This is a genomic window from Duganella dendranthematis (assembly GCF_012849375.1).
In the GTDB taxonomy this organism is placed as follows: Bacteria; Pseudomonadota; Gammaproteobacteria; order Burkholderiales; family Burkholderiaceae_D; genus Rugamonas; species Rugamonas dendranthematis.
On sequence record NZ_CP051684.1, the window covers coordinates 2,635,450 to 2,649,276 of the forward strand.

14 protein-coding genes are annotated in these 13,827 nt (G+C 63.7%); 9 read left to right on the forward strand and 5 right to left on the reverse strand.

Translation table 11 applies throughout. The annotated features are described in order from the left end of the window. Positions 1-159 precede the first annotated feature (159 nt). The 5 genes from HH213_RS12080 (at position 160) to HH213_RS12100 (ending at position 5,856) form a co-directional block, all read left to right on the forward strand. Positions 160-1,701, forward strand: coding sequence for an ABC transporter ATP-binding protein (locus HH213_RS12080; protein WP_169112400.1), 1,542 nt, complete (start codon positions 160-162; stop codon positions 1,699-1,701). Further along, positions 1,688-2,764, forward strand: coding sequence for an ABC transporter permease (locus HH213_RS12085; RefSeq protein ID WP_169112401.1), 1,077 nt, complete (start codon positions 1,688-1,690; stop codon positions 2,762-2,764). The genes HH213_RS12080 and HH213_RS12085 overlap by 14 nt, the downstream gene beginning before the upstream one ends. Further along, the gene (locus HH213_RS12090) at positions 2,761-3,687 is read left to right on the forward strand and encodes an ABC transporter permease (RefSeq protein ID WP_169112402.1); all 927 of its coding nucleotides are present in this window, start codon (positions 2,761-2,763) and stop codon (positions 3,685-3,687) included. Before HH213_RS12085 ends, HH213_RS12090 begins: the two co-directional genes overlap by 4 nt. A gap of 163 nt (positions 3,688-3,850) precedes the next feature. Next, positions 3,851-5,515, forward strand: a complete 1,665-nt coding sequence (locus HH213_RS12095; protein WP_169112403.1) for a methyl-accepting chemotaxis protein — start codon at positions 3,851-3,853, stop codon at positions 5,513-5,515. 38 nt (positions 5,516-5,553) lie between these two features. Then, positions 5,554-5,856, forward strand: a complete 303-nt coding sequence (locus HH213_RS12100) for a 2Fe-2S iron-sulfur cluster-binding protein (RefSeq protein ID WP_169112404.1) — start codon at positions 5,554-5,556, stop codon at positions 5,854-5,856. On the opposite strand, the gene HH213_RS12105 is transcribed toward HH213_RS12100, so the two are convergent. After that, positions 5,801-6,694 carry an AraC family transcriptional regulator gene (locus tag HH213_RS12105; protein ID WP_169112405.1) on the reverse strand — a complete coding sequence of 298 codons (894 nt, stop codon included), beginning with the start codon at positions 6,692-6,694 and terminating at the stop codon, positions 5,801-5,803. The genes HH213_RS12100 and HH213_RS12105 overlap by 56 nt on opposite strands. A 112-nt stretch (positions 6,695-6,806) precedes the next feature. Between HH213_RS12105 and HH213_RS12110 the strand changes: the two genes are divergently transcribed. After that, complete coding sequence (locus tag HH213_RS12110) at positions 6,807-7,343, forward strand: carboxymuconolactone decarboxylase family protein (RefSeq protein ID WP_110846200.1); 537 nt, start codon at positions 6,807-6,809, stop codon at positions 7,341-7,343. Here HH213_RS12110 and HH213_RS12115 read toward each other — a convergent pair. Beyond that, positions 7,340-7,654: a hypothetical protein gene (locus tag HH213_RS12115; protein ID WP_169115131.1), complete on the reverse strand. Its 315-nt coding sequence runs from the start codon at positions 7,652-7,654 to the stop codon at positions 7,340-7,342. The two genes, HH213_RS12110 and HH213_RS12115, sit on opposite strands and share 4 nt — an antisense overlap. A 61-nt stretch (positions 7,655-7,715) precedes the next feature. Between HH213_RS12115 and HH213_RS12120 the strand changes: the two genes are divergently transcribed. Together HH213_RS12120 and HH213_RS12125 are read left to right on the forward strand one after the other, a co-directional pair. Continuing rightward, positions 7,716-7,985, forward strand: coding sequence for a MoaD/ThiS family protein (locus tag HH213_RS12120; RefSeq protein ID WP_169112406.1), 270 nt, complete (start codon positions 7,716-7,718; stop codon positions 7,983-7,985). Between the two features lie 2 nt (positions 7,986-7,987). Then, entirely contained in the window at positions 7,988-9,079 is a 1,092-nt protein-coding gene (locus HH213_RS12125; RefSeq protein WP_169112407.1) for a WD40/YVTN/BNR-like repeat-containing protein, read from the forward strand. 3 nt (positions 9,080-9,082) lie between these two features. Here the strand turns inward: HH213_RS12125 and HH213_RS12130 are convergent, their stop codons facing one another. Continuing rightward, positions 9,083-9,688, reverse strand: coding sequence for a TetR/AcrR family transcriptional regulator (locus tag HH213_RS12130; protein ID WP_169112408.1), 606 nt, complete (start codon positions 9,686-9,688; stop codon positions 9,083-9,085). 86 nt (positions 9,689-9,774) lie between these two features. Between HH213_RS12130 and HH213_RS12135 the strand changes: the two genes are divergently transcribed. Beyond that, positions 9,775-10,839, forward strand: a complete 1,065-nt coding sequence (locus tag HH213_RS12135; protein ID WP_169112409.1) for an MBL fold metallo-hydrolase — start codon at positions 9,775-9,777, stop codon at positions 10,837-10,839. On the opposite strand, the gene HH213_RS12140 is transcribed toward HH213_RS12135, so the two are convergent. Together HH213_RS12140 and HH213_RS12145 are read right to left on the reverse strand one after the other, a co-directional pair. After that, positions 10,840-11,178 (reverse strand): hypothetical protein, encoded by a 339-nt coding sequence (locus tag HH213_RS12140; protein ID WP_110846205.1) that lies wholly within the window; start codon positions 11,176-11,178, stop codon positions 10,840-10,842. It lies immediately after the preceding gene. Positions 11,179-11,285: 107 nt separating this feature from the next. Then, the gene (locus HH213_RS12145) at positions 11,286-13,748 is read right to left on the reverse strand and encodes a TonB-dependent receptor (RefSeq protein ID WP_169112410.1); all 2,463 of its coding nucleotides are present in this window, start codon (positions 13,746-13,748) and stop codon (positions 11,286-11,288) included. Between the last annotated feature and the right edge of the window lie 79 nt (positions 13,749-13,827).

Sequence of the window (13,827 nt, forward strand, 5' to 3'; positions counted from 1 at the left end):
ATACAAAGATGGATACATCCTGTGCACGCTTTTGGGATGCGTTGCATCCCTCTTTGGTGCGAGATGCTGCCAAAACAGCGCATCCGCCTAGGGCTGCGTGTGGCATGCTAATTGCGTCTGTGGTGGTATCCGATTTGTATACGATGAAGGAAGGCGCCGATGACTGAACCGCGCTTGCAGATGCTGGGCATCTCCAAGATCTATCCCTCGGTGGTGGCCAACGCCGATGTGAACCTGACTGTGATGCCGGGCGAGATCCACGCCGTGCTGGGCGAAAACGGCGCCGGCAAGAGCACGCTGATGAAGATCATTTACGGCGTGGTCAAGCCGGACGACGGCCAGATCATGTGGGAAGGTCGCCAGGTGCATATCAACTCGCCGCACGACGCGCGCAAGCTGGGCATCGGCATGGTGTTCCAGCACTTTGCGCTGTTCGAGACGCTGACGGTGGCCGAGAACATCGCGCTGGCGCTGGACGACAAGGTGTCGCCGGCCGCGCTGGCGCCGCGCATCAAGCAGGTCTCGGAACAATACGGCCTGCCGCTCGATCCGCAGCGGCGGGTGCACAGCATGTCGGTCGGCGAGCGGCAGCGGGTCGAGATTGTGCGCTGCCTGCTGCAATCGCCCAAGCTGCTGATCATGGACGAGCCGACGTCGGTGCTGACGCCGGATGCGGTGCTCAAGCTGTTCGAGTCGCTGCGGCGGCTGGCGGCGGAAGGCGTCAGCATCCTGTATATCAGTCACAAGCTCGATGAGATCCAGACGCTATGCGACAAGGCCACGGTGCTGCGCGCCGGCCGCGTGTCCGGCACCGCGCTGCCGAAGCAGGAAAGCGCGAAGTCGCTGGCGGAGCTGATGATCGGCCGCGAACTGCCGGTGTGCGTGCACCAGCCGCGCGAGCCGGGCGAGATAAGGCTGTCGCTGGAGCATCTGAATGTGGAAAGTAGCGATCCATTCGGCACGCGGCTGAAGGACATCAACCTGTCGCTGCGCAGCGGCGAGATCGTCGGCATCGCCGGCATTTCCGGCAACGGCCAGCAGGAACTGCTGAAGGCGATTTCCGGCGAACGCACGCTCAGCATGCGCGAAGGGACGGTGCGTCTCGCCGAGCGTGACGTCGGCACGCTGGATGCGGCGCAGCGCCGCCAGCTGGGCCTCGGCTTCGTGCCGGAGGAGCGGTTGGGACGCGGCGCGGCGCCGGAGCTGTCGCTGGCCGATAACGCGCTGCTGACCGGCTACGTACCCGCCGCCGCTACCGGCATGGTTAAGCGCGGCCTGATACAGCGCGGCGCGGTGCGCGCGTTTGCGCAGCAGGTGATCGAGCGCTTCAAGGTCAAGTGCGGCGGCGCGCAGTCGGCGGCGGCCAGTCTGTCCGGCGGCAATCTGCAAAAATTCATCGTCGGCCGCGAGATCATGCTGGCGCCGAAGGTGATGGTGTTTGCGCAGCCCACGTGGGGCGTCGACATCGGCGCCGCCATGCTGATACGCCAGGCCATCATCGATATGCGCGACCAGGGCGTGGCGGTGCTGGTGTTGTCCGAGGAGCTGGACGAATTGTTCATGATGAGCGACCGCATCGCCGTGCTGGCCGACGGCCGGCTGTCGCGCGCAGTGCCGGCCAAAGCCACCAGCATCAACCAGATCGGCGTGTGGATGAGCGGCGATTTTGATTACCAAGGAGCAGAGCATGTCCCGGCTTGAACGACGTCCCGAACCCTCGCGCCGCATGATGCTGGCGTCACCGTTGATTGCGGCGGTGGCGATGCTGTTTACCGGATCGCTGCTGTTTTTCTTTATCGGCCAGGAGCCGCTGCATGCGTTCTACGTTTATTTCGTCAAGCCGTGGACCACGTTGTACAGCGTGGGCGAACTGCTGCTGAAGGCGACGCCGCTGATCCTGTGCGGCGTGGGCCTGGCGATCGGCTTCCGCGCCAACGTCAACAACATCGGCGCCGACGGCCAGCTGACCATCGGTGCGATCTGCGCCGGCGCGGTGGCGCTGTACTTCGACGAGGTGCAGGCGTGGTGGGTGCTGCCGCTGATGCTGCTGGCCGGTGCGGTGGGCGGCATGCTGTGGGCGGCGATTCCGGCGCTGCTGCGCACGCGCTTTAACACCAGCGAGATTCTCGTCAGCCTGATGCTGGTGTACGTGGCGTATCACTTGCTCAGCTATCTGGTGCACGGGCCGATGCGCGATCCGGCCGGCTTTAATTTCCCGCAATCGAAAATGTTCAGCGAGTCGGCCACCTTGCCGCTGCTGGTGGAAGGCTTGCGCGTCAATGCGGCCTTCATCCTGTCGCTGCTGGCGGCGGGGGCGGCGTGGTTCTTCTGCAAGCATACGTTTGCCGGCTACCGCATGCAGGTCAGCGGCATGGCGCCGGCGGCGGCGCTGTACGCCGGCTTCAGCGAGCCGCGCAATGTGTGGCTGGCGTTCATGGTCAGCGGCGCGCTGGCCGGTATCGCCGGCGTGGGTGAAGTGGCGGGGCCGCTGGGGCAGCTGCAGCCGTCGGTGTCGCCGGGCTACGGCTTCGCTGCGATCATCGTTGCCTATGTGGGGCGTTTGCATCCGCTGGGCGTGGTGCTGTCGGCGGTGCTGATGTCGCTGCTGTACATCGGCGGCGAGACGGCGCAGATCGAGTTGCAGACGCCGTCCGCCATCACCGGCATCTTCCAGGGGCTGCTGCTGTTTTACCTGCTGGCGGCAGACCTGTTCATTCACTATCGTATCAAGCCGCACAAGCGTGTGGCGGGAGTGCCGGCATGATGACCACTGAATTGTTGATCGCTTTCCTCGCCAGCACCGCCGGCGCGGCCACGCCGCTGGTGGTTGCCTCGATGGGCGAGCTGGTGACCGAGCGTTCCGGCGTGCTCAATCTGGGCATGGAGGGCATGATGTTGATCGGCGCGGTGGTCGGCTTCGGCGTCACGCTCGGCACCGGCAGCATGATCGTTGGCTTGCTGGCGGCAGCAGCGGCAGGCATGTTGATGTCGCTGATCTTCGGCTTTCTGGTATTGACGCTGCAAACCAACCAGGTGGCCACCGGCCTGGCGCTGACCTTGTTCGGCATCGGCGCTTCGGCCTTTATCGGCCAGGGCTTCGTCGGCCAGACGGTGGCGCCGATGCCGCATTTGCACTTCCCGCTGCTGTCCGAGATTCCGTTTATCGGGCCGCTGCTCTTCCGCTTTGATGCGATGGTATATGCGTCGGTCGCGCTGGTGGTGGCGATCGGCTGGATGCTGGCGCGCACGCGGCTTGGCTTGATCATCCGCGCGGTGGGCGAGTCGCCGCACAGCGCGCACGCGATCGGCTTTCCGGTGATCGGCCTGCGTTATGGCACCGTGCTGTTTGGCGGCGCGCTGGCGGGACTGGGCGGCGCCTACCTGTCGCTGGCGCTGACGCCGATGTGGGTCGAGGGCATGACGGCCGGCCGCGGCTGGATCGCGCTGGCGCAGGTGGTGTTCGCCACGTGGAAGCCGCGCGGCGTGCTGGTTGGCGCGTACCTGTTTGGCGGCGTCACCATGCTGCAGTTCCACGGGCAGGGTATGGGGCTGGCGATTCCTTCGGAGTTTTTGTCGATGCTGCCATACCTCGCCACTATCGTGGTGCTAGTGATTATCTGCCGCAATCCACAGACAATCTTGCTGAATAAGCCAATGTCTTTGGGGCAGAATTTCAAACCTGACTAGATTGCCTGTTGTATCGCTGCACAAAACGCTGCATTGCGACAATTGGTGACTTTCGTCGTACCACAAACCGCCTATTCTGCGTACGCAGGCCCATTGCGGCCTGTGGCGCCCCCAACCCCGGTTCGCCTCTACTGATCCCATAAAAGCAAGTAAAGGAGCCGTCATGCGAGTAAATAGCCCGGTCACGTCCAATGAATACGTCATGGACGATGGCAAGACCATTGTTTCCAGCACCGATTTGCAGGGCAACATCAATTACGCCAATCCGTATTTCATTGAAGTCAGCGGCTTTACGGAAGAGGAGTTGATGGGGGCGCCGCAAAACATCGTGCGCCATCCGGATATGCCGGTCGAAGCCTTCGCCGACCTGTGGCACACCATCAAGGACGGCATGCCGTGGACCGGGCTGGTGAAGAACCGCTGCAAGAACGGCGACTACTACTGGGTGCTGGCCAACGTCACGCCGGTGATCGAAAACGGCAAGCCGGTCGGCTATCTGTCGGTGCGCACCAAGCCGTCACGCGAGCAGGTGCGCGAGACGGATGCGGTATACCGCGAAATCAAGAATGGCAATCCACGCAAGCTGCGCATCGTCAAGGGCCGCGCGGTATCGACCGGTGTGTTCGCGCGGCTCAAGGCTTTGGCCACGACGTCGCTATCGGCGCAGATCGGCGCCGCCACCGCGCTGCTGGTCGGCGTGCTGGGCGTGCTGGCGCTGACGCTGCTGGTGATGGACGACGCCACCGCCGCCAAGGCGCACGGCTGGCTGGGCGGCGCGGCCATCGTCGCCATGCTGGGCATGCTGGCGTTCGGCCGCAGCCTGTACGTCAACGTAGCGCTGCCGCTGCGGCAAGCCACCAAGGCGGCGCGCATGATGGCCGGCGGCGACCTGACCGCCACCATCGACATCCAGCGCGACGATGAAGTGGGGCAGCTGCTGGCGGCGCTGCGCCAGACCAATATCAACCTGCACAGCATCATCGGCGACGTGCGCGCGAACTTCGACCAGATTTCGCTGGCCACCGATGAGATTGCCGATGGCAATATGGATTTGTCGGGCCGCACCGAGTCGCAGGCGTCCAGCCTGCAACAGACCGCGTCCAGCATGGAGCAGTTGACCGCCACCGTGCAGCAGAGCGCCACCAACGTGGCCAGCGCCAACGAACTGGCCGAGCGCGCGCGCGAGGTGGCGACGCATGGTGGCAGCATCGTCTCCCAGGTGGTGACGACCATGGGCGATATCAGCGCCTCGTCCAACAAGATCCTCGATATCATCGGCCTGATCGACGGCATCGCTTTCCAGACTAATATCCTGGCGCTGAATGCGGCGGTGGAAGCGGCGCGTGCCGGCGAGCAGGGACGCGGTTTTGCGGTGGTGGCCAGCGAGGTGCGCGGGCTGGCGCAGCGCTCGGCGACGGCGGCCAAGGAAATCAAGGAGTTGATCGATACGTCGATTCAGAAAGTCGCGGCCGGCACCACGCTGACCAACAATGCCGGCGTCACCATGGACCAGGTGATCGAATCGGTGTGCCGGGTGTCGCAGGTGATGGGCGAGATTTCCAACTCCACCCGCGAACAGAGTTCCGGCATTGGTCAGGTCAACGAAGCGGTGATCAAGATCGACGACATCACGCAGCAGAATGCGGCGCTGGTGGAGCAGGCCGCCGCTGCCGCCGGCAACCTGGCGCAGCAGGCGCGCTGCGTGTCGCAGGCGATGGCGGTGTTCAAGTTGCAGCAGTTGCCGGGCGCGCGCCTTGTCCGGCCAGTGGGCGGTCAGCCGTCGCGACCGCAGGTCACCGGCAAGTCCCAGTTGCGGCTGCCCGCTTGATATCATGTTGCCTTTAATGGGCAACATGGGTGGCAGGCATGAAGGTGACGTTGGCAGGGCAGGGATGGACCTTTGAAGCAGCGGCGCCGGAGACGGTGCTGCAGGCGGCCGAGCGCGCCGGCATCCGCCTGCCCAGTTCCTGCCGCAACGGCACCTGCCGCACCTGCATCTGCCAGGCCGCCAGCGGCACGGTGCGTTACAAGATCGACTGGCCGGGCCTGAGTCCAGACGAAAAACGCGAGGGCTACATCCTGCCCTGCGTGGCGATTGCCGAAACCGACCTGCTTATTCTGGCGCCCGCCGCCGGTAAGCTCCCGGCCCCACCCCGTACTGACGCTTGAAGGCGCGGTTGAACGCCGCCTCCGACTGATATCCCACCGCTTCACCGACCACGCCGGCCGGCTGGCCGTCATCCAGCAGGCGGGCGGCGCGCGCCATGCGCAGTTGCGCCAGCACGTCGGCCGGCGTGGCGTTAGCGGCCTGCTTGAACAGGCGCGCAAAGGTGGCGCGCGACATATGGCTGGTGTCGGCCAGTTCTTCCAGCGTCCACGGTTTTTCCGGCGCCGTCAGCATGCCGTTCAGGGCTGCTTGCAGGCGGCGCTCGGCCAGCACGCCGAACAGGCCGGGCACCGCCAGCGCCTGTTCCAGCCAGGTACGGATCAACAGCGCGAACAGGGCCGAGGCCAGCTGGCGGATGATGGCTTCCGAGCCGCCACGCGGCGTTTCCGCTTCCTCTTGCAGCATGCGCAGCAGGTGGCGCAGGCTTTGCGCGTCCGGGCGGCCGGCGGTATGCACCACCAGCACGTCCGGCAAGGCCGCCAGCAGGCCGGCGCTGCCGTGGGCGTCGAAGCGGAATTCGCCGCATAGGATGTCGGTCTGCGGACCTTCGCCATCGTTGGCCAGCGAACGCAGCAGGCCGGGTGCGCTGCGCGGCGCCGAGGCGTGCTGGGGATCGCCGATGTGCAGCCGGTGCGCGTGTCCGTGCGGGAAGACGATGATGTCGCCTGTTTGCAGCGACTGGCCTTCGGCCTGCGCTTCGCCGCGCACGATCAGGTGGTAGGGAGCAACGCCGTGCGGCGTGCCTTCGTGGTCCAGCACCCATGGCGCGCCAAAGCGGCAGCGGACGTCGAGCGCGGTGCGCACGGGGTACAGGGAGAGCAGGTGGCTGAGAGGATCCATAAGTGGGGGCTGAGACGATAGAGCAAATTATAGAGCATTTGAGGTATTCAGCATCGCAGACGCAAGGCATACACTGTTTCCCATACCAACCGACTTTGAAAGGAAACACATCATGTCCCGTCTGTTCACCCAACCTGTCTCTGAAGCCACCGGCCAAGCCGCCCAACTGTTTACCGCCATCAAAGGCGCCATCGGCATGGTGCCGAATGCTTACGTCGGCATCGGCAGCAATAGCCCGGTGGCGCTGGAAGCGGCGCTGACGCTGGACGGCGCGCTGCGTAAAACCAGCCTGAGCGCGAAAGAAATCGAAGTGGTCAAGCTGGCCGTCAGTCAGGACGCCAAATGTGACTACTGCCTGGCCGCGCACACCATGATCGGCGGCAAGGCTGGCCTGAGCGCCGACGCCATCAAGGCCGTGCGTTACGGCCAGGACAGCGGCGACGCGCGCCTGAACGCGCTGGCCACGTTCGTGCACAGCCTGGTGACCACCAGCGGCGATGTGCCGGCCGAGGTGGTGGCTGCGGTCAAGGCGGCCGGTGTCAGCGATGCGCAGATTGTCGACACGCTGCTGGCGATCACGTCGATTACGTTCACCAACCTGTTCAACCGGGTCAACGTGACGGAGATCGACTTCCCGCGCGCGGCTTAATCTTCCTCCCCGCGCTTGCGGAGGCGCTGCAACAGCGCCTCCGTGGTCTCACTGAGCGGCACGCCGTGGCGGCGCAGCAGCTGGATATTCAGCACCATGTTTTCCAGCACCAGCTTGGCCGCCACGGCCAGCAGCGTCAGGTGTTTGTCTTCGTCGCTGAAGTTCTCCATCGCCTCGGCCATCTCGCACAGATGGTTGGAGATCAGTCCGCGCAAATCGTGTTCTTCAAAGGGCAGGTCGGCGAAGTCGATCGGGTCTTCCTTCTCCACTTCCTGCATCAGCAGTTCCAGTTCTTGCGGCGTAATCGACATGCGGGACTCCGTTGGTTGCGGCAATTTCATTTTAGCGCCAATCGGCATAGAATCAGTGCGCATGGCGCATCTCATCTTCACACAACAACTAGCGCGCTTCATGACCGTGCCGCAGGTGGAGATCCAGGCGGCCGATCTGCGCAGCGCCCTGGACGCTTGCTTTGCCGACTACCCACGGCTGCGCGGCTACGTGCTCGACGAGCAGGGACACCTGCGCGAGAACGTGGTGATCTTCATCGACGGCCAGCGCGCCCGCGATTGCCGCCTACTGGATGATGCGCTGGCGCCACAATCCCACGTCTATATTCTGCAAGCTTTGTCAGGAGGCTGACCATGTCCGACCGTGCCTACATCGCCACCCGCAAGGGCCTGTTTGAAGCCTACCGCACGCACGAGGCGTGGCGGCTGGACCGGCAGCATTTCCTCGGCGATCCGGTGTCGATGGTGCTGCCGGACCGGCGTGACGGCACGCTGTACGCGGCGCTGCACCTGGGCCACTTTGGCGCCAAGCTGCACCGGCGCGATGCCGGCAGCGCGGACTGGGTTGAGGTGGCGGCGCCGGCGTTTCCGGAAAAGCCGGCCGGCAGCAGCGATCCGGTCGAGTGGAAGGTGCGCATGATCTGGTCGCTGGCGGCGGGCGGGCCGGACCAGCCGGGGGTGCTATGGGCCGGTACCTTGCCGGGCGGCCTGTTCCGCTCGGAGGATCGCGGCGATAGCTGGCAGTTGGTGGATGGTTTGTGGAACGTGCCGGAGCGCGTGCAGTGGATGGGCGGCGGCTACGATGTGCCGGGCATCCACAGCATCTGCGTCGATCCGCGCGATAGCCAGTCGGTGCTGGTGGGCGTGTCTTGCGGCGGCGCCTGGCTGACCGAGGATGGCGGCGCCAGCTGGTCGCTGCGCGCCAGGGGCATGGTGGCCAGTTACATGCCGCCGGCGTTGCAGGAGTCGCAGGCGATTCAGGACCCGCATCGCATCGTGCGCTGCGCGGGCGAGCCGGACAAGCTGTGGTGCCAGCATCACAACGGCATCTGGCGCAGCATCGACAATGGCGCGCTGTGGACCGAGGTGAGGCCGGCGGCGCCGGTGTCGAATTTCGGTTTCGCCACTGCCGTGCATCCGCGCGACGGGGAGACGGCGTGGTTTGTGCCGGCCGAAGCGGACAGCAAGCGGATTCCGCCGCAAGGTTCGCTGGCGGTCACCCGCACCATGGATGGCGGCCGGCACTTCACCGCCTGGCGCGGCGGGCTGCCACATGAGCATTGCTATGATCTGGTGTACCGGCATGGGCTGGCGGTCAGCGACGACGGCCAGATTCTACTGATGGGTTCGACCACCGGCGGCGCCTGGGTGTCGGAAGACGGCGGCGGGCAGTGGCAGACGATTTCCACCCATCTGCCGCCGATTTATTCGGTGGCGTTTGCCTAGTCTTCAGCCGGCATAGGCTAAAAACATCTCGACCGTGGTTTCGACCACCTGGCGTTGCGTTTTCTCGTCCAATGGCGGCTGGTTCAGCGTGACTTGCGGCCAGAAGGCGAAGGTTTTCAAATTCCCCTGCAACATTTGCGAGGCCAGCACCGGATCGGCGCGGGTCAGCTTGCCGTCGGCCTGGGCGGCGCGCAGCCAGGCGGTGACGGCTTCTTCCTTCACGCTCAGCCGCGCCACCATTTCCTGCGCCCGCTCGGGCGAGTGGATGGCTTCGGCTATCGCCACCCGCGCCAAGTCGAGGAAGTAGCCATCTTGCAGCCCGGCCATCTTCTTGCTCAGCAAATCCAGCAATTGCGCGCGCAGCGGCTGCGCCGGGTCGTAGGGCGGTGGCGGCATCGACGCAATACTGGTCCATAACTCATGCAATATTTGCGCGAACAGTTCGTCTTTACTGGGGAAGTGGTTGTAAACAGTGCGCTTGGAGACCCCGGCCGAGGCGGCGATCTTGTCCATGCTGGTGGATTCGAAGCCGGTCGAGCGGAACTCGCCGATAGCGGCATCGACAATCGCCTGGCGTTTGCGGTCGGTAAGTTTGAGGGGCGCGTTCATGGCTTTATTTTACACCGGCTAGTTTACTTTTCAAAAAATCGGAACTACACTGTGTAGTGTACATTTTAATTCGCAGGAGTGCCATCATGACTTTTCCATCGACCGCAGATAGCCTGGACAACCTGTCCGTGCCGAGTGCGCCGCGCGCGCGCAACGGCCGTTTCCGCAATCCGGTCAAGATGCACAAGATGGGCTTCTTCAAATCGCTGGGCATCATGTTGCGCTTTGCTTTCGACAAGCCGAAAGACACGGTACCCACCCTCCCGATTCCCGTTCACGCGATCACGCAGCAGCAATTATTGGCTGCTCCGGATCGCAGCCTGTTCCGTCTCGGTCACTCGACGGTGCTGCTCAAGCTTAATGGCAATTTCTGGCTGACCGACCCAGTGTTTTCCGAGCGCGCGTCGCCGGTGCAATGGGCCGGGCCGCAGCGCTTCCACCAGCCGCCGATCAGCATTGACGACCTGCCGCCGATCAAGGGCGTGATTTTGTCGCATGACCATTACGACCATCTGGACTATGCGGCGGTAAAAAAGCTGGCCGGCAAGACCGAGCATTTCATCACCACGCTGGGCGTGGGCGACCGTTTGATCTCGTGGGGCATTCCTGCCAAGAAGGTGCAGCAGCTGAGCTGGTGGCAGAGCACCTACGTCGCCGGCCTGAAGCTGGTGGCGACGCCGGCACAGCATTTCTCCGGCCGTGGTCTGGGCGACCGCAACAAGACTTTGTGGGCGTCGTTTGTGATCGAAGACCGCGATGTTCGGATCTTTTTCAGCGGCGATAGCGGCTATTTCGACGGCTTTAAGGAAATCGGCCGCCGCTACGGCCCGTTCGACCTGACCATGGTGGAAACCGGCGCCTACGATCCGCAATGGCCGGACGTGCACATGCAGCCGGAGGAATCTTTGCAGGCGCACATCGATTTGCAGGGCAAGGTGCTGCTGCCGATTCATAACGGCACCTTCGACCTGTCGCTGCATGCGTGGCACGATCCGTTCGACCGCATTACCCAGCTGGCCGAAGAGCGCCGCCTGCCGATCGCCACGCCGGAAATCGGTTTGCCGCTGGATATCCTCCAGCCGCACGCGGAAACCAAATGGTGGGAACCGCTGGCGCAACAGGAAGCCGCGCTCGAGGCCGCGCGCGCCTGATCAGGCGGTAACGTTGATGAACTTGCCGATAGTCTGCCCCAGCGTATTGACCTGAGGCTTGGGTGCGACCAGATCCGCCGGCAGCTGCTGTTCGGCACGCTGCGGGTTTTCGATGGCACTGGTGAGATTGACGGTGGGCAGCGGCTTTTGCGTTGCTTGCGTAGCCTGGTTGCTGTCGCGTTGGTTGTCGGACAGCGTCTGCTTGTCCTTGTTGAGTTGATCGCGGCTGGCATCCAGCCGGTCGGCGTCTTCGCTCACGCGCACCTGATCACGCTGTACCTGCCTTTCAGCCTGGACAACCGATGCTTGCAGCGCGTTGATGGAGGACAGTGAGGCCACGTTTCTTTTCGCTTATGCAGAATACGGACACGTTTCTTGTAGATTAGACCATGAAAATAAAAAAGGCAAGGCCAACAGCGCCTTGCCTGAAGAGGGACATTACCTGATTAGAAGCGGTACAGCAGCGACGCTTCCCAGGTGCGGCCGAACAGTGGACGCGCGTTAATCGGGCCGCTGCCGCCGGTGGTCAGGCGCGAGTTGCCTTCAGTCAGGCCCAGCTCGTTGTTGAGGTTGGTGCCAGCCAGGCGCACTTCGATTTTTTCACCCAGCGAGAACAGCACGCCAGCGTCGATGGTGCGGTAGGACGGCAGGTATTGCGTATTCAGCTGATCCGCCCAGCGCTCGCCGATCGAGGTGTAAGTCGCATACAGCTTGGCCGAGTTGCCGTCGCCGAAAGGAATGCGGTAGGTCGGCGTGAAGCGGAACTGCAGCTTCGGCTGGCGCTGCACGACTTTGCCGGCGGTGTCCGGATTGTCCTTGTACTCGGACTTCTGGTAATCGCCCGTCAGCGACAGTTGCAGGTTTTCAATCGGGCGCACCGCCACTTCAAATTCCACGCCATTGCCTTTGGAGCCGCTGATGCGGTGCAGCTCGGTGCCGTCGGTCAGGATCTGGGTGAACGCGATACCGTCAAAATCGGTGTGGAAGGCGTTGATATACGCGGTGTACAGCTGCGTTGCCGTCTTGAAGCCGATTTCGTACTGGCTGACTTTCGGCGTTGGCAGCACGCTGCGGTCGTTGGCGGCCGCTTGCGTGCCGGCGCCACGGATATCGTCAAACGATACGAAGGTGTGGCCGCGGTTGGCGCGCACGAACACCGAGCTGTTGGCCGCCAGCTTGTAGTTGCCGCCCAGCGTGAAGGAGTTGGCGCTGTCGGTGCGGCTCAGGTAGGTGTTGGAACCGTTCGGCATCGAGGTGCCGTTGTTGTACACGGTCAGCAGGTTGCCGTCGGTATCGCCCGAGCTCAGGTTGGATATGGTGCCGCTGATCTTCTGCTGCTCGTGACGGACGCCGGCATCGACCTTGATCTTGTCGTTGATCTGCCATTCGTCCGAGACGAAACCAGCCGTGTTGCGGCCGTCGTACGAGGCTACCGGTGCAAAGTTGACCGGGCCGTCGGTGCCGTTTTTCGACACGACCACGCCGTTGTTCAGGGTGACGTTGATCAGGCTGGCTTGCGACTGGGCCGTCATCAGGTGGCTGTTACCCAGGTACCAGACGTCATGCGACGAGTAATCGGCAAAGTAGCCGCCCACGGTCAGGGTGTTGCCCTTGAAGAGTTCCTTGCTGACGTGCAGTTCGTCGGTGAACGATTTCAGCTGCTTCTCCACCGCCCACAGACCGGCTTGCACCACCTGCTGGTTGCCGGCCACCGCGCCGCCGTGGACGTACGATGCCGTGCCCGAGGTTGCCACGCCGCCGGCCGCCGCCACTACTGCGGCGTTGCTGTTGGCCGAGGCGATCGCCTGGCTGATGTAGTCGCTCATCGACAGTGGGTTGTTCCCGGTGAACATGGCGATGGTGTTGAGGTCGCCGTCAAAGCGGTTGAACTTGTTCGATACGCTCCAGTCGCCGATCTTCTGGTCGAAGTTGGCGCCGAACACGGTGGCTTTCAGGCCGCGGCCGTCGCCCAGGTCCTTGGTCAGCGTCTTGCCGGGCGCGGCTTCGATGGTGAAGTTGCGCATTTCGCCGCTCATCAGCGTGCCGGTCAGCGGATCGAAGCCGGGGAAGGCGCTGATGGTACGGCCGTTGTTGCTGGAGATCAGCGGCACGCCGGTGTAGAAGGCGTTCTTGTCGTCGGTGCTGCGCGCATACAGGGTCAGCTTGCCCTGGTCGAGGTTGCGGGTCAGCGTGGCGGTGATCTGGTGGCCGTCGTCGGCCGGGAAGCCGGCGTCGCGCACGCCGTCGGTCTTGCGGTAGAAGCCGCCAACCGAGCCGTACCAGCCATCGCTGATCTTGCCGCCGTAGTACATGTCGACGCGGCGCAGGCTGCCGGTGCCGGTGGTGAAGCGCACCGTGCCTTCCGGCGTGTCGGTGCCTTCCTTCAGGATGAAGTTCATGGTGGCGCCCGGCTGGCCATTGGACCAGATGGTCGACGGGCCGCCGCGCAGTACTTCCACGCGCTCGACGGTGTCGTCCAGGCGGAAGGCCGACGAGCCTTCAAAGAACGACAAGGTCGGTGGCGGGAAGATCGGGTTGCCCATCATTTGCACCGACACGAACGGCGAGTCGGAACCGGACGGGAAGCCGCGCACCTCGATGTTGGCGCCGGACTGGCCGCCGGTCGACTCGGCATACACGCCCGGCACGATTTTCATGATGTCGGCGGTGCTGCTCGGAGCGGCCTGTTTCAGCTGCTCTTCGTTGGCGGTGGTGATGGAGAAGGCCGAGTCGACCTTGCGCACGCCGCGCGCCGAGGCGACGCCGGTGACGACCACTTGCTGGATTTCCTTGGAAACTTCTTTGGACGGCTCAGGGGCAGTCGCTTCGGCAGTCTGGGCCTGGGCGCTCTGGTTGACCAGGATGAGGACGGCGGCCGCAATGGCCGATGGCAGGAACGGGTTTTTCATCGTGTCTCTTCTTTCTTATAGGATGTGTCGTCTCCGGAGACAGCGTTCCGCCATCGCCGATTTAGCCATTGAAACAAGA